Genomic DNA, 21,947 nt, shown 5'->3' with positions numbered 1-21,947 from the left:
ACATCCCCCGTAGATGCATCGGCCTCCCGTATGCCCGGGAGGTCAGTGAACACGCGGCACCGTAGCAGGGATTGTCAGGTACACGATCATCACGCGCGGGCCGAGGGGCGGGACTGGCCGGTGCCCTTGACCGCGTCCAGCGCGTACACACAGCGGTCCTTGCTGCACGCGTACACCACACCGCCCGCCGCCACCGGCGAGCCGGTGATCTCGCCGCCCGTGGCCAGCTTCCAGCGGAGCTGGCCGCCCGCCGCGTCGACCGTGTAGAGGCAGTGGTCGGCCGAGCCGAAGTGGACGCGGCCGTCGGCGACGACCGGGGAGCCGATGACCTCGCCGCCCGCCGCGAAGCGCCACTTGGGGGTGCCCGTGACCGCGTCGAGCGTGTAGAGCGCGCTGCCGCTGCCCAGGTGGACGGAGCCGTCGGCCACCAGGACCGGTTCGATCGAGCCGCGCGCCTCGGTGGCGATGCGCCAGCGGTCGCGGCCGCCTGCGGCGTCGAGGGCGTAGACCGTGCCCAGGTAGTCGGCGATGTAGACACCGCCGCCGGTCACCGCGGGCCCCGGCGCGTACGCCGGGGCGCTCAGGAAGACGGCGGGCGCCTCGAAACGCCACCGCACCTCCCCGCGGGCGATGTCGATGGCCAGCACCCGGGTGCCGGCCGAGACGTACACGACCCCGTCGGGCGCCGGGAGCAGCCGCAGCGGCACACCGCCGCAGGAGGCCGTGTCGCCGACCGGGTAGGACCAGCGCTCCGCGCCCGTACGCGCCTCCAGGGCGCGCAGCCGGGCGTCCGACCACACGAACACCGTGCCCTCGTGCACGGCCGGACCGGACTCGGGCGTCTCGAAGTCGGTCTGGACGCCCTGCATCTCCCACAGCAGCTCGCCGCTGGCCGCCTCCCACGCCTGGACACCGCCGCCGCGGGTGCCGGTGACGACCGTGCCGCGATCGACCTTGAGCGAGTAGACCCAGCCGTCCGTGGACAGCCGCCACCGCTCGGAGCCGTCCGTCGCGTCCAGCGCGTAGAGGGTGGGGCCGTCGGAGGCGTGGATACGGCCGCCCTCCACCGCCATCGCCCAGGCCACGTCGCGGGTCTTGAACTGCCGCCGCCCGGTGCCCACATCCAGCGCGTGCACCTCGAACGAGGTCACGTAGAGCAGATCCCCGGCGACGGCCGGGGTGCCCCAGACGTCGTTCGACATACGGAACCGCCAGGGGCGCCAGCGGCCGTGGCCCGGCGGCTCGGTCGCGTCGGTGGCCGGGGAGTGGGAGGGCGGCGGGACGGCGCCCGTGGCGGCGGCCTCGCCCCCGCCGGTGGTCATCCCGCCGGGCGGCCGCACCCAGCCCGTGGCGGGGCCGGTGTCGTGCCGCGGCTGCTGGTCGCGCGCGTCGGCGGCGCGCAGCCCGGGGCCGATGGCCACCTGGGAGTTGTGCAGCCGGACCGGCCCGTCGGTCCCGGTGGTCAGCGGGGCGGGTGCCGGGGCCGGGGCCGGGGCGCTCGCGGAGGGGGCGGGCGCGGGCGGCGACGCGGACGGCGCGGCGTGCCGCCCGGGGCCGATGGCGCTGAGCGCGTTCGACGGCGCGCCCGCGTCGGGCGCGCGCAGGCCGCCGCGCGGATCGCCCGCGCCGACCGGCTCCCAGCCGCCCGCTCCGGCGGGCGCCCCGTGCCGCCCGCCGCCCGCGGCGGGGGCGTACGAGGACGGTGTGGGCGGCCGCTCGGGCGGCAGCGGCGCGGACGCCGGGCTTCCGCTCCCGCCGCCCCCGGAGGGGCGGGACGCGGGCCGCGAGGAGCGGGCCACCTGGTTGCGCCCGCTGCGCTTGCGCTCGATGAGCGCGACCGCACCGCCCGGCAGCCACGCCGAAGCCGTACCGCTGTCGTCGGCGTTGGAGGCGAACAGGTGCGGGGCCAGCTGCGACTGCAAATCGGCCGGGGACGGCCGCCGGTCGGCCTCCATCTGCATGCACGACTCGATGAGGGGGCGCAGCTCGTCCGGCAGCCCGGTCAGGTCCGGTCCCTCGCGCAGCAGCATGAACACGGTCTCGACCGGGTTCGCGCCGTGGAAGGGGGCGTGTCCGGTGGCCGCGAAGGTCAGGGTGGAGCCGAGCGAGAAGATGTCGCTGGCGCCCGTCACGCTGCGCGAGTCGCGCGCCTGCTCGGGCGACATGTAGGCGGGCGTGCCCACGGCGACGTTGGTCATCGTCAGCCGGGTGTTGGAGACGCCCGAGGCGATACCGAAGTCGATCACGCGCGGTCCGTCCTCGACCACCAGCACGTTCGACGGCTTCAGATCCCGGTGGACCAGGCCCGCGCCGTGGATGGACTGCAGCGCCTCGGCGACCCCGGCCGCCAGCCAGCGCACCGCCTGGGCCGGCATCGGCCCGCACTCATTGACTATTTCCTCGAGGGAGGGCGCGGGGACGTAGGCCGTGGCCAGCCAGGGCACCGCGGCGCGCGGATCGGCGTCCACCACCGCGGCCGTGTAGAAACCGCTGACCGCGCGGGCCGCCTCCACCTCGCGGGTGAAGCGGACGCGGAACAACTGGTCCTCGGCCAGCTCGGTCCGGACCGTCTTGATCGCGACCCGTCGGCCGGACGCCGAACGTGCCAGATAGACGAGCCCCATGCCGCCCGCGCCAAGCCGGCCCAGCACCTCGAAGGGACCGATCCGCCTCGGATCGTGCTGCGTCAGCTGCTCCACCACTTGCCTGCCACCTCCCCGTGGGGGCTTGAAAAAATACAGCCCCGTGCAGCGTCTCACCGACAAACCAACCGGCGGCACGCATCCTGCATTCTCTCTGGCGAAGGCGGCGGTTGCGAACCCGGGGGCAATTCGTCGTGTCATCGGGCGATACGGAGCCGGAGCCCGTCCCGTTCGACCGCCCGGCCGATGGACCGCTCTCAGCCCCGCCCCGCCCCGTTCTCCCCTGTTCCGGAGACCGCCGACGAGGTGTCGATGACCGCGAAATGCGCGCCCTGATTGTCCGCAAGGACCGCGAAACGCCCGTACGGCGTATCTTCGGGCCCATTGAGGACCCGCCCGCCCAGCCGTTGGGCCGTACGCGACACATGATCGCAGTCTGCCACCACAAAGTACGTCAGGAAGTGCGCGGGCAGTTCGGCCGGGGGCCCCTCACCGATCACGACCCGCCCGGCGACGGCGTGGCCGGGGCCGGCGGGCTCGCCGCGCGGCGACCACAGCAGGAGGCCCGGGCCCAACTGCGCCTCGTACCCGAAGACCGTCCGGTAGAAGGCGTCCACCACGCGCGGCTCCCGGGTGTGGACCTCGGTCCAGCCGTAGCTGCCGGGTTCGCCCCGGCGGGCGAACCCGGGGTGGCTGCCGGTCTGCCAGAGGCCGAAGACCGCGCCGCCCGGGTCGGCGGCCGTCGCCATGACGCCCAGGTCGTCGATCCACCGGGGCGCGACGATCACCCGGCCGCCCGCCTCGCGGATCCGGGCGGTGGCCGCGGCGGCGTCCCCGGTGGCCAGGTAGACGTTCCAGACGGTGGGCATCCGGCCGTCGGACTTGGGGACCAGCGCCGCGACGTCCTTCCCGCCGAGCCGGGCCCAGACGTACGGGCGGTAGCCCGCGCTGCCCTCGGCGAAGGTCCAGCCGAACAGCTCGCCGTAGAAGCGGCGGCCCGCCGCGACGTCGGGCAGCATCGCGTCCACCCAGCAGGGCACGCCTTCCGCGCATGCGACCATGACCCGAGTCCTCCCGCGTCCTCCTGTTCACGGCCTTTACCGCATTTGCCACGCTAACGGGGGAGCGCACCGAATGCCCGCTCCGAAAGTCGAAATATTTGGCCAATCCTTGGCTCGCGTCACCAGCCCCCTGCCGGGTCATCCACGCTTTTTATCCACAGCCTGTTGATAACACGATTCACCCGCCTGGCTGAGCGGTCGTTGAGGGCTTGACGACGCGCGAGGGGCCTTCGGAGGGGGCTGGAATCAGCCATTCCGAGCGGCTGAGGAGGGCGCACAAACCCTCTCATCCCGTACGAACCCCATTTGCACGCAGTCGAATCGCGCTTCGATCACCCCTCGGTAAGCTGACGGCATGACAGGACAAGTACGCACCGTCGACGGTCGGGTGGCCGGTCGTCGCGGGCAGGCGACGCGGCAGAAGCTGCTCGACTGCCTCGGCGAGATGCTCAGCACATCCCCGTACCGAGACGTCAAAGTCATCGATGTCGCCCGTAAGGCAGGCACCTCACCGGCGACCTTCTACCAGTACTTCCCCGATGTGGAGGGCGCCGTCCTCGAGATCGCCGAGGAGATGGCCAAGGAGGGCGCGGGCCTGACCGAACTGGTCGCCGGTCGCACCTGGGTCGGCAAGTCCGGCGCCACGGCGGCCGACGAGCTGGTCGACGGCTTTCTCTCCTTCTGGCGCAAACACGACGCCATTTTGCGCGTGGTCGACCTCGGCGCGGCCGAGGGGGACAAGCGGTTCTACAAGATCCGCATGAAGATCCTCAACTCCGTCACCAACTCCCTGACGGACGCCATCAAGGAGCTTCAGTCCAAGGGGCGTTACGACAAGGACGTCCAGCCGGCCGCCGTGGCGGGCTCGCTCGTCGCGATGCTGGCGGCGGTCTCCTCCCATCAGAAGGGGTTCCAGACCTGGGGCGTCAAGCAGGCCGACCTGAAGCCGAGCCTGGCGCTGCTCGTGCATCTGGGGATCACGGGCCGCAAGCCGCCGAAGTAGCGCTACGGCGCTCACCGCGGCGCCCGCGCGCTCGTACGCGCCCCCGCGCACATCCGCGCGCCGACGCCGGCCGGGCCCGGGTGGGCGGGCCAGCACGTCCTGTCATGTCACGGCGGACCACTCAACCCGAGTGGTCCGCCGTGGCCGTTTTCCCGTGGGGGCTCCGCCCCCACACCCCCGCCGGGGCTCCGCCCCGGACCCGGCTGGGGCTCCGCCCCGAACCCCGCTCCTCAAACGCCGGAGGGGCTGGGTTTTGCGTACCCGGAACGGGGCGGGGGCGCGGGCGGTCCGGTGGGTGGTGCCGCCGCATGGCGGCGACCCGGCTCCGCCACGACGCAACGGCCGGGCCGAGGCGCGCCTCGTAGACGCCCGCGGCTCAGGTCCTCGCCGGTCCGGGGCGCCGGGGCCCAAGGCCGCCGCGTGCGCGCCGCGCTCCATGGGGCCGCCTCCGTGCCGCGCGCCGCAACGGCCCTTTACATCTCCGGCCCGGCCACCGGCTCCAGCCGGAAGAGCCGGATCCGGCGCTCCACCCGCGCCTGATAGCTCTCGTACGGCGGCCAGAAGGCCACCACCGCCGACCAGACCCGCTCCCGCTCCGGCCCCTCCAGCAGCCGGGCCCGGACTCGGATGTCGCGGCCCTGCCAGCTGATCTCCGCCTCCGGGTGGCGCAGCAGGTTGGCGGTCCAGGCCGGATGGCCGGGGCGGCCGAAGTTGCTGCCGACCAGGATCCAGCCGCCACCCTCCTCCGGCATGCAGGCCAGCGGCGTACGGCGAGGCAGCCCGGACCGCGCGCCGCGCGCCGTGAGGATCACCCCCGGCAGCATCCGCGCGCTCGGCAGCACCCGGCCCCGGGTCAGCCGGTGGACGGCGCGGTCGAGGGCCGGGACGACGTGTGGGGCGAGCCGGGCGAAGGCGCGCCCCGAGGACACCTTCTGGACGAGTCGCGTCATCCGGGCCCCCGGCGGCATCAGACCGTCACCGCCGCGGCGAACAGCCCGTCCCGGTCGGCCGCCCGCGCCCGCAGCCGGTGGGCGGGGCCGAAGAGCAGCTCGTCGGAGGCGGCCCGTTTGAGGTACAGATGCGCGTCGTGCTCCCAGGTGATGCCGATGCCGCCGTGCAGCTGCACGGCCTCCCCCGCGGCCGCCCGCTGCGCCTCCAGGGCGGCCGCGAGCGCCAGCGGGCCCGCGACCCGGCCCTCCGGACCGTCGGCCGCCCACGCCGCGTAGTACGCCGCCGAGCGGGCCGCCTGGACCGCGACGTACACATCGGCCAGCCGGTGCTTGACCGCCTGGAAGGAGCCGATCGGGCGGCCGAACTGCTCCCGCGTCCGTACGTGGTCGACCGTACGGGTGAGGGCCGCGTCCGCCGCGCCCACCGCCTCGGCGGCGAGGACGGCCGCCGCCGGGCCGCCCAGCGCGGCCAGCGCGCCCGCCACGTCCGCGCCGTCCTCGCCCAGCAGCTCGGCCGGGACGTCCCGCAGCTCGATACGGGCCTGCGGCCGGGTCTCGTCCAGCGCGGTCAGCCGGGTGCGGACCAGCCCGGCCGCCCCCGCCGGCACGGCGAAGACCAGGGTGCGGCCGCGCGCATAGCCCCCGGCGCGGGCGGCGACCAGCAGCAGCTGCGCGCTGTGCCCGTCGAGCACCTGTTCCACCTGCCCGTACAGCCGCCAGCCGCCGCCCCCTGCCCGGGCCTGGACGCCGCCCGCGCGCCCGCCGCCCGCCCAGTCCGCCGCGACACGGCCGTCGCCCTCCTGGTCGAGACCCAACGCCCGGGACAACACCCGGCCCGGCACCGCGAGCGCCGCCGTCAGCTCGCCGCCCGCGATCCGCGGCAGCAGCTCGGCGCGCTGCGCGTCCGTCCCGAGCGCGGCGATCAGGGGCGCGGCGAGCACGGCGGTGGCCAGCAGCGGCGAGGGCAGCAGCGCGCGCCCGGTCTCCTCGCAGGCGAGCGCCAGCTCGACGGGCCCGCAGCCGACGCCGCCGTACGCCGTGGGCAGGGCGAGCCCGGGGAGGCCAAGGCGCCGGGCGAGACGGGCCCACAGCGCCTGGTCGTATCCGGCGGCGGTGCGGACCGCGGCCTTGACCTCGTCGCCGCCGCACCGCCCCCGCAGCAGCTCGCGCAGGGTGCGCCGGATCTCCTCCTGCTCCTCGCCGATCACGGCATCCATGGCACCAGCACCTCCCGTTCCTGACGACCAGTCATACTAGCCCCTGATCTGATGTACCGTCAGATGTATGACGCCTGCTCCTCGCAAGGTCGCCGTCGTCGGCGTCGCCCTCGCCGACTGCGGCCGCGTCGACGGCCCCACCCCCTACGCGCTGCACGCCCAGGCCGCCCGCCGGGCGCTCGCCGACTCCGGCCTCGACCGGTCCGTGGTGGACGGCTTCGCCTCGGCCGGGCTCGGCACCCTGGCGCCCGTGGAGGTGGCCGAGTACCTGGGGCTGCGGCCCGGCTGGACCGACTCGACCGCCGTCGGCGGGGCCACCTGGGAGGTCATGGCGGCGCACGCGGCGGACGCCATCGCCGCCGGGCACGCCCGCGCCGTCCTCCTCGTCTACGGCTCGACCGCCCGCGCCGACATCCGGGCGGGCCGCCGGACCGCGAACCTCTCCTTCGGGGCGCGCGGACCGCTCCAGTTCGAGGTGGGTTACGGCCACACCCTCGTCGCCAAGTACGCGATGGCCGCGCGCCGCCATATGCACGAGTACGGCACCACCCTCGAACAGCTCGCGGACATCGCCGTACAGGCACGCGCCAACGCCACGCACAACCCGGACGCGATGTACCGGGAACCGATCACGGTCGACGACGTACTGAGCGGCCCGATGATCGCCGACCCCTTCACCAAACTGCACTGCTGCATCCGCTCGGACGGCGGCTGCGCGGTGCTGCTGGCGGCCGAGGACCTCGTCGCGGACACGGCCCGGCCCCCGGTGTGGGTGCTGGGCTCGGGCACCGCCGTCTCGCACTCCGCCATGTCGGAGTGGGACGACTTCACCGTCTCGCCCGCGGCGGCCTCCGGGCGCGACGCCTTCGCGCGGGCGGGGGTGCGGCCGTCGGAGATCGATGTGGCGGAGCTGTACGACGCGTTCACCTACATGACCCTGGTGACCCTCGAGGACCTCGGCTTCTGTGCCAAGGGCGAGGGCGGCGCGTTCGCGTCCGGCGGGCGGCTGACGCTCGGCGGCGCGCTTCCGGTCAACACCGACGGCGGCGGCCTGTCCGCCTGCCACCCCGGGATGCGCGGGCTGTTCCTGCTGGTCGAGGCGGTACGGCAGCTGCGCGGCGAGGCGGGGGCGCGGCAGGTGCGCAAGGCGGGCGGGCGGCTGCCGGAGCTGGCCGTGGCCTCGGGGACGGGAGGCTGGTTCTGCTCCTCCGGCACGGTGGTGCTCGGGCGCGGCTGACGGGTGGGCGCTTGCGCTTGCCCGGACCGGCGCCGGGTGGTCGGATGGGGTCCCGATGAGCGACGTACCTGAGGAATCGGCCGAGGACCGGGCCTTCCGGGAGCTGCTGCGGGGCCTGCGCGTCCCGCACGCGGGCGAGCTTCCCGTATGCGACCCCGCCCAGGCCCCGGACGCACCGCTTCCGCTGTTCCGGCGGTGGCTGCGCGAGGCCGCCGAAGGCGGCGAACCGGGCCCGCACACGATGATGCTCGCCACCGCGGGCGCGGACGGCCGGCCGTCCCTGCGCACGGTGATGCTGCACGACGCCGATGCCCGCGGCTGGCACTTCGGCACCCACCGCACCAGCCGCAAGGGCCGCGAGCTGGCGGAGCGCCCGTACGCGTCGCTGGGCTTCCACTGGATGCGCACCGGACGCCAGGTCCGGATCGGCGGGCGCGTCACGGAGGCCGGGGCCGAGGAGAGCGCGGCGGACCTGCGCGGCCGCTCCCCCGCCGCGCTGGCGGCGGCGCTGGCCGGGGCGGGACGGCAGAGCGCGGTGCTCGGTTCGTACGAGGAGCTGGAGCGGGCCTTCGCGGACGCGTACGACCGCGCCGGGCGCGAACCGGACGCCACCGCGCCCACCTGGACGTTGTACGTCCTGGAGCCGGACGAGGTGGAGTTCTACCAGGAGGAGGCGCGGCGCCGGCACGTCCGGCTCCGCTACCGCCGCGCCCCGGGGGAACGCGGCGGCTGGCGGCGCGAGTTGCTCTGGCCGTAGACCCTCCCGGTCGGCCCCGTCAGGCCAGCCGCACCGGCAGGTCCCGGTGGCCGTTGACGATGACCGACGGGAAGCGTTCCGGCGGCACGTCCGGGTCGGCGAGCCGTAGATCCGGGAAGCGGGCGAAGAGTTCCCGCAGCGCGATGGTGGTCTCCAGCCGGGCGAGCGCGGAGCCCGGGCAGCTGTGCGGGCCGTGACCGAAGGAGGTGTGCCGGGGGCGGCGGGTGATGTCGAAGCGGTCGGCGTCCGCGCCGTGCTGGACGCGGTCGCGGCCCATGCCGCCGTAGGAGATGACCACGCCCTCCCCTTTACGGACGAGGGTTCCGGCGACCTCGATGTCCTCGGTGGCGAAGCGGAACAGGAAGTTCAGCGTCGGGGAGTCCAGCCGCAGGCTCTCCTCGACCACGTCGTCCCAGCCGTAGCGGCCGCTGTGGACGAGTTCGAGCTGTGCCGGGTCGCCCAGCAGCGACCGTACGGCGTTCACGATGGCGTGGACGCTGGTCTCGTGCCCGGCCGTGATCATGACCTGGATGGTGGCGATCAGCTCCTCGACGGCCTCCTCCGACGGCTCGTCGCCGAGTTCGGACAGCAGCGCGCTGGTGAGGTCGGCGCCGGGCTCGTCGCGCTTGAGCCGCACCAGTTCGGCGATGTAGCCGGCCAGCCCCTGCAGGGTGGCGTGGACGGTCTCGGGGGCGGCCTTGTCGTCGAAGAAGTTGTCGTACAGCTCCCGCAGCGGCCGGTGCCACTCGACCGGCATGCCGAACAGCTCGCCGACCACGGTGATGGGCAGCGGGAACGCGAAGGTGTCCTTGAGGTCCACCACCCCGCCGGAGCTTTTCGCCGCGGCGGCCTGCTCCGTACGGTCGAGCAGCCCGCGGGTGATCTCCTCGACGCGGCCGCGCAGCGACTCCACCCGCTGCGGGGTGAACTCCCGGGCGACCGGGCGGCGCAGCCGCCGGTGCTCGGCGCCGTCCGTGCTCACCAGGGAGGTCCCCAGGTCGACCAGGCCGATCAGCGGCCAGTCCGGAGGGATCTCACCGCGCGTCCAGGCACCCCACTGGCCGATGTCCTTCACGAAGCGGCTGTCGCGCATCACCTCCCGCGCGGGCGCGTCATGGGTGACGGCCCAGGCGGCCACCCCGCCGGGCAGCTCCACCCGGACCACCGGCCCGGCTGCGTGGAGGAGTTCGCTCTCCTCCGCGGACGTGCGGATCGTCGGGTCGAGAGTTAAGGGTCGATCCTCTGTCGGTCCCAGATCCTCTGTCAGTCCCAACCGAAGCCTCCGGTGTATGAGTGGGCGGGTGTGTAGGTGACGGGCAGCGAGGTCAGGCCGCGCAGCCAGGGCGAGGGACGCCATCGCAGCTCGTCCGCGGGCACGGCCAGCTCCACGTCCGGCAGGTGCTCCAGCAGCGTCTCGACGGCGGTGTGGGCGACGACCTCGGCGATCCACTGCCCCGCGTACGGGCACCGGTGTTCGCCGTGGCTGTACGACATGTAGGCGTTGTGGCCCTCCGCCCCGGCCGCGTGCGGACGTATATAGGGGTCGGTGTTGGCCCCCGCGAGCCCGAGCAGCACCAGGTCCCCGGCCGGGATACGGGTCGCGCCGAGGACGGTGTCCTGGGTGGTGAAGCGGCCCGCGAAGATCTGCACCGGGGTGTGGTCGCGCAGCACCTGGTGCATGGCCTGGCGGACCGAGCGGCGGCCGCCGCCCATGTCGGCGGCGTAGTCGTGGTCGGTGAGCAGCAGCCACAGGGTCATGCCGATCCAGTCCGTGCAGGGCTGGTGTCCGGCGAGGGTGAGGACCATCAGGTCCTCGACCACCTCCTGGTCGGTGAGGCCGGCGGGATCGGCGAGCATCCGGGAGGTGGTGTCCGGTCCGGGGCCGCGGCGTTTGCGGGCCACCAGCCGCTCCATCGTGCCGCGCACCTCGATCTGCGCGCGCAGGGCGTCGGGGCCGCCGTCGACCATGTCGTTGATCGCCTTCACCAGGGCGACGCCCTCGGCGTCGGACAGGCCGAGGACGCGGCTGAGGGCGAGCACGGGCAGCGGATGGGCGTAGTCCGGGATCAGATCGGCCCGGCTGCCCTCGCTCAGCTTCTCGATCAGATCCTGCGCGAACGACTGGGTGGCGTCCTGTATCTGATTGAGATCGACCGCTTCGAGGGCGGATCCGACCGCTCCGGCGCGTCTGCGGTGATCGTCGCCCTCCCGGTACAGCAGCGACCCGTTGTCCTCGACCATGGGGCGCAGCGACCAGTCCGGCGGGATCTGCGGCCACAGCTTCCAGCGGGCCGAACCGCGCCCGTACACCTTGGTGTTCTCGGTGACGCGCAGCAGTTCGCGGTAGCCGATGACCAGCCAGGCGGGGACGTCGCCGGGAAGCAGCACGGGGGCGACGGGTCCGTAGGTGTTCCGCAGTTCCCGGTACACCTCGGCGGGCGTGTCCTGGAAGCGCGGGCCGAACAGCTCCACGGCGTCCTGGTGGGACGCGGGCCGCTCGATGGCGGGCGGCGCGGGGGCGTCCTGATCGGCGGGTTCGGTCACGAAGCGGCCTCCTGGGCGGCGGACAGGGTGTGGAGATGGTCGAGCAGCGCCACCAGGACGTCCTTGCCCGAGGATGGGGAGCGGGCGTCGCAGGCGACCAGCGGTATCCCGTCCGCGAGGTCGAGCGCGCCGCGTACGGCGTCCAGGGTGTGCTCCGGACTGTCGTCGAAGCGGTTGTGGGCGACGACGAACGGCATCCCCTTGCGCTCCAGGTGGTCGATGACGGGGAACGAGTCCTCCAGCCGCCGGGTGTCCACCAGGACCACCGCGCCCCAGGCGCCCAGGAACAGGTTGTCCCACAGGAACCGGAAGCGGGTCTGCCCGGGGGCGCCGAAGAGATACGTCACGATCCCCTCGGTGACGCTGATCCGGCCGAAGTCGAAGGCGACCGTGGTGGCCGACTTGCCCTCCACCCCGGCCACCTCGTCCACCCCCACGCCCTTCTCGGTCATCACGGCCTCGGTCGTCAGCGGGTCGATCTCGCTGACGGCCCGCACGAAGGTCGTCTTGCCGACGCCGAAGCCGCCGCAGATCACGATCTTCACCGCGTCACGGGCCGTATCGCTCAACGGGGCCTCGACATCGGCCGTTTCGCCGACCGCTTCGCCGACCGCGTCGTCGGCCGTCTCATCGACGACCGTCTCATCGACGGCCTCAGAGATTTTTGAGTGCAACGAGAACCTCTCGGACCAGGCCGGTATCGGGCAGCCGAGCCGGGGCGGGCTCCGCACCCCGCGGGGCCGGCCGCCCGGCGCCACCAACGGCGGCGCTGCTGGGATGGCGGACCGAGATCCGGCCCTCGGCGAGCAGATCGGACAGCAGGATCGCGACGACACCCACGGGCATGCGTAACCGCGCGGAGACCTCCACCAGCGCCATCGGATGGCGGCACAGCCGCAGGATCTGAACCGCCTCCGGGGCCATCCCCGCGGCCGGTTCGGACTCGCTGACGACCAGTGACACCAGATCGAACTCCGTATACGCGCGGCTACGTCCCCCCGTCGCGGCGAACAGCCGGTCCGGCTGTTCATGGACGTCCCAGCGCATCATGCCGTCGCGCCGCCCTCCTCCCCGGGCATACGCTGCGGCGAGGTGAGGTACGCGAGGAGGCCGTCGACCAGTTGGGACATGCTGTTGCCGACGATCCCGGGGTCGGCGTCCTCCCGGGCGAGCACCGCGAGATGGGCGCCCTCGCCCGCCTCGACGGTCATCAGCACCGCACCGCCGACCGCGACCAGGGAGTGCTCCACGCTGCCGGTGCCGTCGCCGAACTTGGTCGACACCGTCCTGGCCAGGCTCTGGATCCCGGAGGCGATGGCGGCCAGCGTCTCCGCCTCCGACCGGGACAGATCGGAGGAGTGGGTGATCACCAGTCCGTCGTTGGACACCGCGAGGGCGTGCCGCGCCCCCGGGGTCTTCGCCAGCAGGGCGTCGAGCTTCCAGTCGAGATCATGCGGGTTCATGAGGCCGTGCCTTCCGGGCGTGGTGTCGTGCGGGTGCGGTCCTGTTTGACGGCGGTGTGGAACGAGCCGAACCGGTTCCCCGCCTCCGCGGGCTTCTTGCGTACGGGAGGCGGCGGTGCCGATGGCTCGGCGCCCCGCTCGGCGCCGGTCTCGACCTGCTTGCGCCGACGCCTCGGCAGTCCCTCGGGCGTGAGCGGATGGTCTCCGGCCCGCTCCCCCGACCGCTCTCCGGCCCGCTCCCCGGAGGGCGGCCACGACCGTGACAGCGGGGTGCGCGAGGGCAGCGGAGGGGCGGCGACGTGGTGTTCGGCGCGGGGCTCGGTGAGCAGTTGCTGCGGGATCAGCACGGTGACCGCCGTACCGCCGGTGGCGGACGACCGATAGCTGACGCGCAGCCCGAACTTACGGGCGATCATGCCCACCACCAGCAGACCCTGCCGGGTGCCGGACAGCTTCAGCATGCTCGACGGATCCTCGGCGACCGCCTGCTGCGCCCGGGCGAGCATGTCGGGCTGCATCGCCAGGCCGCTGTCCGCGATCTCGACGGCGAGCCCGCGCGGGACCTCCTGGACATAGACGTTCACGGCGGTGGAGGGAGGCGAGAAGCTCACCGCGTTGTCGATCAGCTCGGCGAGGAGCGTGATCACCTTTTCGGCCGCGGCGCCGACCACGGCCTGTTCGCTGGAGCAGCGGATCTCCACCCGCTCCAGCCCCTCGATGCGGGAGGTGGCGGCGCGCAGCACCCGCCAGATGACGATGGGCCGGGGCCAGTGCTTACCCGAAAGCGCGCCGGTGAGGATGGCGATGCGGTCGGCCATCCGGCCGGTCTGCGAGCTGGTGCCGTCGAGCTGGAAGAGGTCGTCCAGGGCGTCGGATTCGTAGCGGTCCTGCATCTCCCGCAGCCGGGCGAGGTTGCCGGCGACCAGCGCCTGGAGGCGCCCTGCGATGCTGCGGAACGCGGCCACCATCTCGGTGCGCTTCTGCCGCTCCCGGGACAGCTCGCCGCCCACGGTCTCCAGCAGGCCGCGCAGCGGGCCGGTGGCGGGCCGATCGATCCCGGCCAGGGCCTGGTCCACCGGGACCCGGCCGCGCAGCTCGTTGACAAGGGCGGGCAGCGCGGTGCCGACGGCGTGGTCGAGGTCCCGCTCCGCGGCGGCGGTCCGCTGCTCGGAGGCGGCGGCCCGCTGCTCCGCGGCGACGGCCCGCTGCTCGGACGCGGCGGCCCGGTCCCGCAGCTCACCGACCTCGGCGTCGGCGCGCTCGGCGGCCAGCCGGTTCGTTTCGGCGATGGCCCCGGCCTCGGCGGCCCGGGCCTCGGCCTGCGCCGCCCGGATCTCCAGCGCCCGTACGGCCGATTCGGCGCGCGCGAGCGCCGCGCCCCGGTGGGCCGCCGCCGCGACGGCGGCGGCCACCAGCGCCCCGGCCACGAGCGCGCACCGGATCACCGCGGGTCTCGCCGCATCGGACGCGGCTGCCGCCGCCGCCCACCCGGCGATGCCGAGCACGGGGACCGTCACCAGGAGGCCGAGGAGGGCCCGCTTGGCGGGTGAGTTCCCCCGGCCGGCGCGCGACCACTGACGCTGATCGGGAAGTATCGGAGTCATCGAATCCTCGCGGCCGGGGGTGAGGCAGGCAACAGCCGCCGGGCGCCTTGGGGCTGGCTCGGAAGAGTAAGTCCTCGGTAAAAGGCGGAAGTTAGGCGGTCAGTCTAGGCACCTGGCCGAGCGATTGTTCAAGATTGATCATCGAATTTCTTCGATGGCAGATGAGAATTCGGTTCCGATCATCCAGTCGGCCCCGCGGCGACGGGCCGGAAGACGGGGACGGCCGGGACGCCCTCCCCGAGCACGCGGAAGGTGACGCTCAGCCGCATCCCGGCGCGCAGCCCGCTCGCGGGGTGGTCGACGATCCGGGTCATCATCCGCGGCCCCTCGGCGAGATCCACGACGGCGGCGGTGTACGGGACCTGGGCGCCGAAGGGCGGGAGGTCGTTGCGGTGCACCTCCGACCAGGTGTAGAGGGTGGCGGCGCCGCTCGCCTCCTCCCAGGCGACGTCCTCGCTCCAGCAGTGCGGGCAGAACTCGCGGGGGTAGTGGTGGGCCCGGCCGCAGTCGGCGCAGCGCCGGATCAGCAGCCGGCCCCGGGCGGCGGCGTCCCAGTAGGGGCGGGTGAAGGGGTCGGGCTCGGGCAGGTCGAAGCGGGGCGCCGCGGGGGCGCCGGAGGGGTCGGGTCCGCTCATGCGCGCACGCTCCTTCCGGCCGACCTTTTCTGACGGCACATCAGTTTCAGTCGCCGGGGCGCAGGGGCGCAAGGGGCGGACGTACGTAAGGAGCAGAGGGCCGCAAGGAGCGGACGCGCGCCCGTGACCGATCCGCAACCGATTCCGAACTCCTTTGACCGAAACCCGTCAAGCAGCGGGACTACCCTCGCCACCATGGCCGACAGTCTCCCCGCGAGATCCCCTTCACCCGTCTATGTGATCGGCGGCGGACCGGGCGGGCTCGCCACCGCCGCCGCACTGGGCGAGCGCGGCATCCACGCCGTGGCCCTGGAGAAGTCCGACACGGTCGCCGCCTCCTGGCGTGGCCACTACGACCGGCTGCATCTGCACACCACGCGCCGCCTCTCCGCGCTGCCCGGGCTGCCGATGCCGCGCGCGTTCGGGCGGTGGGTCGCCCGGGACGACGTGGTGCGCTACCTGGAGCGGTACGCGGAGCACCACCGGCTGGAGATCGCCACGGGCGTGGAGGTGACCCGGATCGACCGGGCCGGCGACGACACCGGCTGGGTGCTGCGGGCCGGTGGCGGACGCGAACTGTCCTCGCCGGTGGCCGTCGTCGCGACCGGCTACAACCACACCCCGCGGCTGCCGGACTGGCCGGGCCGGGACACCTTCACCGGCGAGCTGCTGCACGCCCACCGCTACCGCAACGCCCGGCCGTACGAGGGCCGGGACGTGCTGGTGGTCGGGGTCGGCAACACGGGCGCGGAGATCGCGGTCGACCTGGTCGAGGGCGGCGCGGCGCGGGTGCGGCTGGCGGTCCGTACCGCACCGCACATCCTGCGCCGCTCGACGGCGGGCTGGCCCGCGCAGCGCACCGGCATCCTGGTGCGGCGGCTGCCGCGGGGCGCGGTGGACCGGGCGGCGCGGGTGATGTGCCGGTTGAGCATGCCGGATCTGTCCGCGCACGGGCTGCCGTGGCCGGAGGCCGGGCTCTACACCCGGGTGCGGCAGGGCGCGATCCCGGTGCAGGACGTGGGGCTGGTGGACGCGGTGCGGACGGGGCGGGTGGAGGTGGTCGCCGCGGTCGAATCGCTGGACCAGGACAAGGTGGTGCTGGCCGACGGCTCGCGCATCGGCCCCGAGGCGGTGATCGCGGCGACCGGCTACCGCCGCGGGCTGGAGGACCTGGTCGGGCACTTGGGCGTGCTGGACGACCGCGGGCATCCGCTCACCCACGGCCGGCGCACCCTGCGCACCGCTCCGGGCCTGTACTTCACGGGCTACACGAACCCGATCAGCGGCATGCTGCGCGAGCTGGCCCTCGACGCGAGGAAGATCGCCGCGACGGTGTCCCGCACGACGGCTTGATTTCGCCGCCCGCGCGGCGGCGTGAGCACGCCGCCGCGTGGGCACTCTCTTGTTGCCGTCGCGCCGTACCGCCGGTAACGGTGCGCCGTCACCCTGCGTGTTCTCCGCGCACCGAGCATTCCTGACAGCCCGTCAGCTCTGTAGCCTGACTACTCAGTAATGTGACTGGGCGTCAGTTACCTGGTTATTGGCCAACGAGCAGGAGTGGCGGATACCCAATGCTTGGATCGACTCACGGCACTCTCACCACCAACTCCCGTCACGCCCGCGCCGTCGCCTGCGGGCGGCCCCCCGGCCCCTCCGTCCAGGTCCACCAGCGCACCTCGGCCCTCGACGACGAGGACCTGGACGTCAGCGGCCGGCCGCTGCACTCCGACGTCCCCGACCTGGACCGCTTCTTCCGCCCCCGATCGGTGGCCCTGGTCGGCGCCTCCGACACCGAAGGCCGCCCGGGCACCGGCATCACCCGGCAGCTCCTCGCCTGGGCCGAGCGCGTCGGCGCCCGGCTGCACCCCGTCCACCCCTCCCGCCCCTCCGTCTTCGGCCTCCCCTGCGTCCCGTCCGTCGCCGAACTGCCCGAACCCGTCGATCTCGCCGTCCTCCTCGTCCGCGACCCCCTCCCGGTCATCGAGGAACTGGCCCAGGTCAAGGTCAAGTTCGCCGTCGTCTTCGCCTCCGGCTTCGCCGAGACCGGCGCCGAGGGCGCCGCTGCCCAGGCCCGGCTGGCCGCCGCAGCACGCCGCGCCGGGCTGCGGCTCCTGGGCCCCAACACCAACCTCAACGCCTTCGAGGAGTTCCGCGACGACCTCGAAGGGCCCGCCATCGCCCTCATCACCCAGTCAGGCCACCAGGGACGCCCCCTCTACACCCTCCAGGAACTGGGCATCCGGCTCAGCCACTGGGCGCCCACCGGCAACGAGGCCGACCTGGAGAGCGCCGACTTCCTCTCGTACTTCACGACCCGCCCCGAGGTCGGCGCCATCGCCCTGTACGCGGAAGGGCTCAAGGACGGCCGCGGCTTCCTCCTCGCCGCCGACCGGGCCGCCCGCGCCAAGGTGCCCGTCGTCGCCGTCAAGGTCGGCCGCACCGAGACCGGCGCCCGCACCGCCGCCTCCCACACCGGCAAACTGACCGGTGCGGACGCGGTCGTGGACGCGGCCATGCGCCAGTTCGGCGTGATCCGGGTGGACGGCCTGGACGAACTCCAGGACACGGCCGCGCTCCTCGCCCGCGCCCGGCCCCCGCGCGCCGAGGGCGTCGTGGTGTATTCGATCTCCGGGGGCACCGGAGCCCACGTCGCCGACCTCGCCACCGCGGCCGGGCTCCCGATGCCCGTCCTCTCCGCCGAGAAACAGGCCGAACTCCATCAGTGGATACCCGGCGACCTCCGCGTCGCCAACCCGGTCGACAACGGCGGCCACCCCGTCGGCGACTGGCGCGGACGTAAGATCATCGACGCGATCCTCGCCGACCCGGCCGTCGGCGTGCTGATCTGCCCCATCACCGGCCCGTTCCCGCCGATGAGCGACAAGCTCGCGGCCGACCTCGTGGACGCCGCGGAACGCACCGACAAACTCATCTGCGTGGTGTGGGGCTCGCCCGTCGGCACCGAGGACGCCTACCGCACCACCCTGCTCGGCTCCTCCCGCGTCGCCACTTTCCGCACCGTCGGCAACTGCCTCACCGCCGTCCGCGCCTATCTCGGCCACCACCGCTTCACCGCCTCCTACCGCTCCCCCTTCGACGACGCCCCGCGCACCCCCTCCCCGTCGATGCGCAAGGCGAGCGGACTGCTGCGCCCCGGCCAGCGCCTGAGCGAACACGCCGCCAAGCAGCTGCTGCGCGCCTACGGCATCCGCGTGCCGCGCGAACAGCTCGTCACCAGCGCCGCCGCGGCCGTCCGCGCCGCCGGACTCGTCGGCTACCCGGTCGTCATGAAGGCGTCCGCACCCCAGCTCGCCCACAAGACCGAACTCGGCCTGGTCCGGCTGGGCCTGACCTCCGCCAGCCAGGTCCGCGACACCTATCGCGAACTCACCGACATCGCCCGCTACGAAGGCGTCGAACTGGACGGCGTCCTGGTGTGCCAGATGGTCGAGCGCGGCGTCGAGATGGTCGTCGGCGTCACCCACGACAGCCTCTTCGGCCCCACCGTCACCGTCGGCATCGGCGGCGTGCTCGTCGAGGTGCTGCACGACACCGCCGTCCGCGTCCCCCCGTTCGGCGAGGACCAGGCCCGCGCCATGCTCGCCGAACTGCGCGGCCACGCCCTCCTCGACGGCGTCCGCGGCGCGCCCCCGTCCGACGTGGACGCCCTGGTCGAGGTCGTGCTGCGGGTGCAGCGGATGGCCCTGGAGCTCGGCGACCAGCTCGCCGAACTCGACGTCAACCCCCTGATGGTGCTGCCGCGCGGCCAAGGCGCGGTGGCCCTCGACGCGCTGGCGATCTGCCGCTGAGCGGCGCACATACCGCGCCCACAGCCCGAGGAGCCTTCCCATGACGTCTCCCTCCCCCGAAGAAGTGCTCGATTCCGTTGTACGGCACGCCACTGACAACGGGGTCGCCTGGATCACCCTCGACCGCCCCTCAGCCCTGAACGCCCTCACCCCTGACCAGCGGGAACGCCTGATTCTCCGGCTCGATCAGGCTTCCGCCGACCCGGAGTTGCGGGCCGTCGTGCTCACCGCCACCGGTAAGGGCTTCTGCGCGGGCGCCGACCTGCGCGGCACCCCGTCCGCTCCGGGCGAGCGGATCGCGGGCGACGTCGCCCGGCTGATCCGCGGCGGAGCGCAGCGGCTCATCACCGCCGTGCTCGACTGCGAGAAACCCGTCATCGCCGCCGTCAACGGCACCGCCGCCGGACTCGGCGCCCATCTCGCGCTCGCCTGCGATCTGGTCCTGGCCGCCGAATCGGCCACCTTCACCGAGGTCTTCGTACGCCGCGGACTCGTCCCCGACGGCGGCGGCGCCTACCTCCTACCCCGGCTGGTCGGCCCCCAGCGGGCGAAGGAGCTGCTGTTCTTCGGCGACGCGCTGCCCGCCGCCGAGGCCGAACGGCTGGGGCTGGTCAACCGCGTCGTACCGGACGGCGAACTGGCGGGGACCGCCCGCGCCTGGGCCGAACGCCTGGCAGCGGGCCCCACCCGCGCCCTCGCGGCCACCAAGGCGCTGGTCAACGCCTCGCTGGAGTCCGGCCGTGCGGCCGCCTTCGCCGCCGAGGCGGCCGCCCAGGAGACCAACATGACCACGGCCGACGCGAATGAGGGCGTCCGGGCCTTCGTCGAACGCCGCGCCCCGGTGTACCGGGGCCGCTGAGCGGACCGCCGGAACGGGAACGCCGGAACGGGAACAACGACGGGAACGGGAACAACCCGGGAACAACCCGGGAACAACGAGGAGATGCGAAAACCATGATGGGACACGCCGGAATGGCCGCCACCGCCGTCCGCTATCTGCGCTCGGCCGGCTCGCCCACCACCGCCGGGCCACCGCCCCCGCCTCCGCCCGGCGCGCACCGCGCGCTGCGCGCCGTACAGGAGGATGAGCGCCCGCCCCTCTCCCCGGCGGATTTCCGCCGGGTCCTGGGCCATTTCGCGAGCGGCGTCACCGTGATCGCGACCACCGACGAGGCGGGCCCGACGGGTTTCGCCTGCCAGTCGTTCACCTCGCTGTCCCTCGACCCGCCGCTGATCGCCTTCATGGTCGCCCGTACGTCCACGACCTGGCCCCGCATCGCCCGGAGCGGCGTCTTCTGCGTCAGCGTCCTGGGCGCGTCCCAGGCCGAACTGTGCCGGTCCTTCGCGATCAGCTCCGCCGACCGCCCGGACAAGTTCGCCGGCGTCGCCCACACCCCGTGCCCCGTCACCGGCTCCCCCCGCCTCACCGGCGCGCCCGCCTGGATCGACTGCACCGTCCACACGGTCCACACCGGCGGCGACCATCTGGTGGTGGTGGGCCGGGTGTGCGCCCTGGACACGGACGAGCGGGCGGCGGCCGACGGCCCCCTGCTCTTCCACCGCGGCACGTTCACACGGCTGGCGCCGGGGCGGTAGCGGCACCGCGCCGGATCATCAGCGCCATCAGCGCCGCCACCGCGCACAGCCCGGCCGCGCCGTACCAGACCAGGTCGTAACTGCCGAACCCGTCCCGCGACGAACGCCACGAGCCGGCCTGAAGCCCGGGGCATCGTCCGGGAATCCGGTGACGGTCCCCGGTCAGTGGCTGACGCGGCAGCGGGTGGAGCGGGCCAGGCAGCTGCTGGAAAACACGGATCTGTCGGTGGACCAAGTGGCGCGGGACGCGGGCTTCGGCACGCCCGCGTCGATGCGGCAGCATCTGCAGGCCGCGCTCGGGGTCTCTCCTACCACGTACCGGCGCACCTTCCGGGCCTCCGCCCGGGCAGCGGGCCCGTTCAGAACGTGAGCACGGCCCGCGCCACCCGTCCGCCGCGGGCGTCGTCCACGGCCGTGGCGAAGTCCTCCACCGGGTAGACGGCGGTGACGAGTTCGTCCAGCAGCAGTCGGCCCTGTCGGTACAGCTCCGCGTACAGGGCGATGTCGGCTTGCGGGCGCGATGATCCGTAGCGGCAGCCCAGGATGGACTTGTCCAGATAGAGGGAGGAGACCCGGAAGGCCGCCTCGGCGTCCGCGGGCGGGACCCCGAGCAGCACCGCCTGACCGTGCCGGTCGAGGAGGTCGACGGCCTGCCGGATGAGGCGGGTGGAGCCGACGCATTCGAAGACGTGGTCGGCGCCGGTGGGCAGGATCTCCCGTACGGCGTCGGGCGTGCCCGCGAAGTGGGTGGCGCCGAAGCGCCGGGCCGGCGGCTCCTTGGCCGGGTTGTTGTCGACGGCGACGATGGTGGTCGCCCCGGCGAGCCGGGCCCCTTGGAGGACGTTGAGCCCGATGCCTCCGGTGCCGATGACGACGACCGACTCGCCGTGTTCCACCCGCGCGCGGTGGAAAACGGCGCCGACGCCGGTGAGGACGCCGCAGCCGATGAGCGCGGCGGAGGTGAGCGGGATCTCGTCCGGGATCTTCACCGCCTGAACGGCCGTGACCACCGTGCGCTGTGCGAACGCCGAGTTGGAGGCGAAGTTGAACAGCCGCTCGCCGTTCTCGCGGCGGAACGGGCGGCCCGGTCTGCCGATCGCGGCGCGGCACATGGTGGGACGTCCGCGGTCGCAGTCGGCGCAGGTCCCGCAGTTGGCGAGGGTGGAGAGGGCGACATGGTCGCCGGGGGCGACATGGGTGACGCCGGGGCCCACCGACTCGACCACGCCCGCGCCCTCGTGGCCGAGCACCACCGGCACGGGAAACGGAATGGTGCCGTCGAGGACGGACAGATCGCTGTGGCACAGCCCGGCGGCGGCCACGGCCACCAGCACCTCGCCCGGCCCCGGGTCGCGTACCTCCAGGTCATCGACCACCCGAGGCCGCTTGCCGTCGAACACGACGCCTCTCATGCCTGCCTCCCCCACCT

Annotated in this window: 19 protein-coding genes and 1 pseudogene; 8 read left to right on the top strand and 12 right to left on the bottom strand. The window is 73.7% G+C overall.

The features are described 5' to 3' along the window. Window positions 1-89 precede the first annotated feature (89 nt). Together ACH4SI_RS25590 and ACH4SI_RS25585 are read right to left on the bottom strand one after the other, a co-directional pair. The gene (locus ACH4SI_RS25590) at window positions 90-2,702 is read right to left on the bottom strand and encodes a serine/threonine-protein kinase (protein ID WP_398299357.1); all 2,613 of its coding nucleotides are present in this window, start codon (window positions 2,700-2,702) and stop codon (window positions 90-92) included. Between the two features lie 197 nt (window positions 2,703-2,899). Further along, entirely contained in the window at window positions 2,900-3,703 is an 804-nt protein-coding gene (locus tag ACH4SI_RS25585) for a VOC family protein (protein ID WP_398299355.1), read from the bottom strand. A 355-nt stretch (window positions 3,704-4,058) separates the two neighbouring features. On the opposite strand from ACH4SI_RS25585, the gene ACH4SI_RS25580 reads away from it, so the two are divergent. After that, on the top strand, window positions 4,059-4,706 hold the full coding sequence (locus ACH4SI_RS25580; protein ID WP_398299353.1) for a TetR family transcriptional regulator: 648 nt from the start codon (window positions 4,059-4,061) through the stop codon (window positions 4,704-4,706). Between the two features lie 473 nt (window positions 4,707-5,179). Here the strand turns inward: ACH4SI_RS25580 and ACH4SI_RS25575 are convergent, their stop codons facing one another. Next, window positions 5,180-5,656: a nitroreductase/quinone reductase family protein gene (locus tag ACH4SI_RS25575; protein ID WP_398299351.1), complete on the bottom strand. Its 477-nt coding sequence runs from the start codon at window positions 5,654-5,656 to the stop codon at window positions 5,180-5,182. A 17-nt stretch (window positions 5,657-5,673) separates the two neighbouring features. Continuing rightward, window positions 5,674-6,873: an acyl-CoA dehydrogenase family protein gene (locus ACH4SI_RS25570; protein WP_398299349.1), complete on the bottom strand. Its 1,200-nt coding sequence runs from the start codon at window positions 6,871-6,873 to the stop codon at window positions 5,674-5,676. A 67-nt stretch (window positions 6,874-6,940) separates the two neighbouring features. On the opposite strand from ACH4SI_RS25570, the gene ACH4SI_RS25565 reads away from it, so the two are divergent. Together ACH4SI_RS25565 and ACH4SI_RS25560 are read left to right on the top strand one after the other, a co-directional pair. After that, window positions 6,941-8,110 carry a thiolase C-terminal domain-containing protein gene (locus ACH4SI_RS25565; RefSeq protein ID WP_398299347.1) on the top strand — a complete coding sequence of 390 codons (1,170 nt, stop codon included), beginning with the start codon at window positions 6,941-6,943 and terminating at the stop codon, window positions 8,108-8,110. A 55-nt stretch (window positions 8,111-8,165) separates the two neighbouring features. Further along, window positions 8,166-8,867, top strand: a complete 702-nt coding sequence (locus ACH4SI_RS25560) for a pyridoxal 5'-phosphate synthase (RefSeq protein ID WP_398299345.1) — start codon at window positions 8,166-8,168, stop codon at window positions 8,865-8,867. Window positions 8,868-8,886: 19 nt separating this feature from the next. Here the strand turns inward: ACH4SI_RS25560 and ACH4SI_RS25555 are convergent, their stop codons facing one another. The 7 genes from ACH4SI_RS25555 to ACH4SI_RS25525 form a co-directional block, all read right to left on the bottom strand. Then, window positions 8,887-10,140, bottom strand: coding sequence for a cytochrome P450 (locus ACH4SI_RS25555; RefSeq protein WP_398299343.1), 1,254 nt, complete (start codon window positions 10,138-10,140; stop codon window positions 8,887-8,889). Beyond that, complete coding sequence (locus tag ACH4SI_RS25550) at window positions 10,131-11,411, bottom strand: cytochrome P450 (RefSeq protein ID WP_398299341.1); 1,281 nt, start codon at window positions 11,409-11,411, stop codon at window positions 10,131-10,133. Before ACH4SI_RS25550 ends, ACH4SI_RS25555 begins: the two co-directional genes overlap by 10 nt. Then, entirely contained in the window at window positions 11,408-11,980 is a 573-nt protein-coding gene (locus ACH4SI_RS25545; protein WP_398299506.1) for a GTP-binding protein, read from the bottom strand. Before ACH4SI_RS25545 ends, ACH4SI_RS25550 begins: the two co-directional genes overlap by 4 nt. An 85-nt stretch (window positions 11,981-12,065) precedes the next feature. After that, window positions 12,066-12,461, bottom strand: coding sequence for a DUF742 domain-containing protein (locus ACH4SI_RS25540; RefSeq protein WP_398299339.1), 396 nt, complete (start codon window positions 12,459-12,461; stop codon window positions 12,066-12,068). Continuing rightward, complete coding sequence (locus tag ACH4SI_RS25535) at window positions 12,458-12,874, bottom strand: roadblock/LC7 domain-containing protein (protein WP_398299337.1); 417 nt, start codon at window positions 12,872-12,874, stop codon at window positions 12,458-12,460. Before ACH4SI_RS25535 ends, ACH4SI_RS25540 begins: the two co-directional genes overlap by 4 nt. Continuing rightward, complete coding sequence (locus tag ACH4SI_RS25530) at window positions 12,871-14,478, bottom strand: sensor histidine kinase (RefSeq protein ID WP_398299335.1); 1,608 nt, start codon at window positions 14,476-14,478, stop codon at window positions 12,871-12,873. Before ACH4SI_RS25530 ends, ACH4SI_RS25535 begins: the two co-directional genes overlap by 4 nt. A 179-nt stretch (window positions 14,479-14,657) precedes the next feature. Next, the gene (locus ACH4SI_RS25525) at window positions 14,658-15,113 is read right to left on the bottom strand and encodes a Zn-ribbon domain-containing OB-fold protein (protein WP_398299333.1); all 456 of its coding nucleotides are present in this window, start codon (window positions 15,111-15,113) and stop codon (window positions 14,658-14,660) included. Window positions 15,114-15,308: 195 nt separating this feature from the next. Here ACH4SI_RS25525 and ACH4SI_RS25520 point away from each other — a divergent pair, with 195 nt between their 5' ends. The 5 genes and pseudogenes from ACH4SI_RS25520 to ACH4SI_RS25500 form a co-directional block, all read left to right on the top strand. Next, window positions 15,309-16,466 (top strand): flavin-containing monooxygenase, encoded by a 1,158-nt coding sequence (locus ACH4SI_RS25520; protein WP_398299331.1) that lies wholly within the window; start codon window positions 15,309-15,311, stop codon window positions 16,464-16,466. Window positions 16,467-16,684: 218 nt separating this feature from the next. Further along, window positions 16,685-18,922 carry an acetate--CoA ligase family protein gene (locus ACH4SI_RS25515; RefSeq protein WP_398299329.1) on the top strand — a complete coding sequence of 746 codons (2,238 nt, stop codon included), beginning with the start codon at window positions 16,685-16,687 and terminating at the stop codon, window positions 18,920-18,922. 40 nt (window positions 18,923-18,962) lie between these two features. Further along, window positions 18,963-19,781 carry an enoyl-CoA hydratase/isomerase family protein gene (locus ACH4SI_RS25510; protein ID WP_398299327.1) on the top strand — a complete coding sequence of 273 codons (819 nt, stop codon included), beginning with the start codon at window positions 18,963-18,965 and terminating at the stop codon, window positions 19,779-19,781. 113 nt (window positions 19,782-19,894) lie between these two features. Further along, complete coding sequence (locus ACH4SI_RS25505; RefSeq protein ID WP_398299504.1) at window positions 19,895-20,518, top strand: flavin reductase family protein; 624 nt, start codon at window positions 19,895-19,897, stop codon at window positions 20,516-20,518. 157 nt (window positions 20,519-20,675) lie between these two features. Further along, window positions 20,676-20,888 (top strand): annotated as a pseudogene (locus ACH4SI_RS25500) (helix-turn-helix domain-containing protein); the annotation flags it as partial. Here the strand turns inward: ACH4SI_RS25500 and ACH4SI_RS25495 are convergent. Then, window positions 20,878-21,930, bottom strand: coding sequence for a Zn-dependent alcohol dehydrogenase (locus ACH4SI_RS25495; protein ID WP_398299326.1), 1,053 nt, complete (start codon window positions 21,928-21,930; stop codon window positions 20,878-20,880). The pseudogene ACH4SI_RS25500 and the gene ACH4SI_RS25495 sit on opposite strands and share 11 nt — an antisense overlap. Window positions 21,931-21,947: the final 17 nt, after the last annotated feature.

The organism is Streptomyces sp. NPDC021212 (assembly GCF_044332925.1).
GTDB lineage: Bacteria > Actinomycetota > Actinomycetes > Streptomycetales > Streptomycetaceae > Streptomyces.
Note: the sequence above shows the minus strand (reverse complement) of the source record. Positions and strands in the feature narration are given on the sequence as shown.

Coding starts and splice junctions, on each gene's coding strand:
- ACH4SI_RS25585 (WP_398299355.1), bottom strand. CDS start 3,703: ATGGTCGCATGCGCGGAAGGCGTGCCCTGCTGGGTGGACGCGATGCTG.
- ACH4SI_RS25505 (WP_398299504.1), top strand. CDS start 19,895: ATGGCCGCCACCGCCGTCCGCTATCTGCGCTCGGCCGGCTCGCCCACC.
- ACH4SI_RS25495 (WP_398299326.1), bottom strand. CDS start 21,930: ATGAGAGGCGTCGTGTTCGACGGCAAGCGGCCTCGGGTGGTCGATGAC.
- ACH4SI_RS25565 (WP_398299347.1), top strand. CDS start 6,941: ATGACGCCTGCTCCTCGCAAGGTCGCCGTCGTCGGCGTCGCCCTCGCC.
- ACH4SI_RS25520 (WP_398299331.1), top strand. CDS start 15,309: ATGGCCGACAGTCTCCCCGCGAGATCCCCTTCACCCGTCTATGTGATC.
- ACH4SI_RS25525 (WP_398299333.1), bottom strand. CDS start 15,113: ATGAGCGGACCCGACCCCTCCGGCGCCCCCGCGGCGCCCCGCTTCGAC.
- ACH4SI_RS25570 (WP_398299349.1), bottom strand. CDS start 6,873: ATGGATGCCGTGATCGGCGAGGAGCAGGAGGAGATCCGGCGCACCCTG.
- ACH4SI_RS25510 (WP_398299327.1), top strand. CDS start 18,963: ATGACGTCTCCCTCCCCCGAAGAAGTGCTCGATTCCGTTGTACGGCAC.
- ACH4SI_RS25535 (WP_398299337.1), bottom strand. CDS start 12,874: ATGAACCCGCATGATCTCGACTGGAAGCTCGACGCCCTGCTGGCGAAG.
- ACH4SI_RS25580 (WP_398299353.1), top strand. CDS start 4,059: ATGACAGGACAAGTACGCACCGTCGACGGTCGGGTGGCCGGTCGTCGC.
- ACH4SI_RS25575 (WP_398299351.1), bottom strand. CDS start 5,656: ATGACGCGACTCGTCCAGAAGGTGTCCTCGGGGCGCGCCTTCGCCCGG.
- ACH4SI_RS25540 (WP_398299339.1), bottom strand. CDS start 12,461: ATGATGCGCTGGGACGTCCATGAACAGCCGGACCGGCTGTTCGCCGCG.
- ACH4SI_RS25530 (WP_398299335.1), bottom strand. CDS start 14,478: ATGACTCCGATACTTCCCGATCAGCGTCAGTGGTCGCGCGCCGGCCGG.
- ACH4SI_RS25560 (WP_398299345.1), top strand. CDS start 8,166: ATGAGCGACGTACCTGAGGAATCGGCCGAGGACCGGGCCTTCCGGGAG.
- ACH4SI_RS25515 (WP_398299329.1), top strand. CDS start 16,685: ATGCTTGGATCGACTCACGGCACTCTCACCACCAACTCCCGTCACGCC.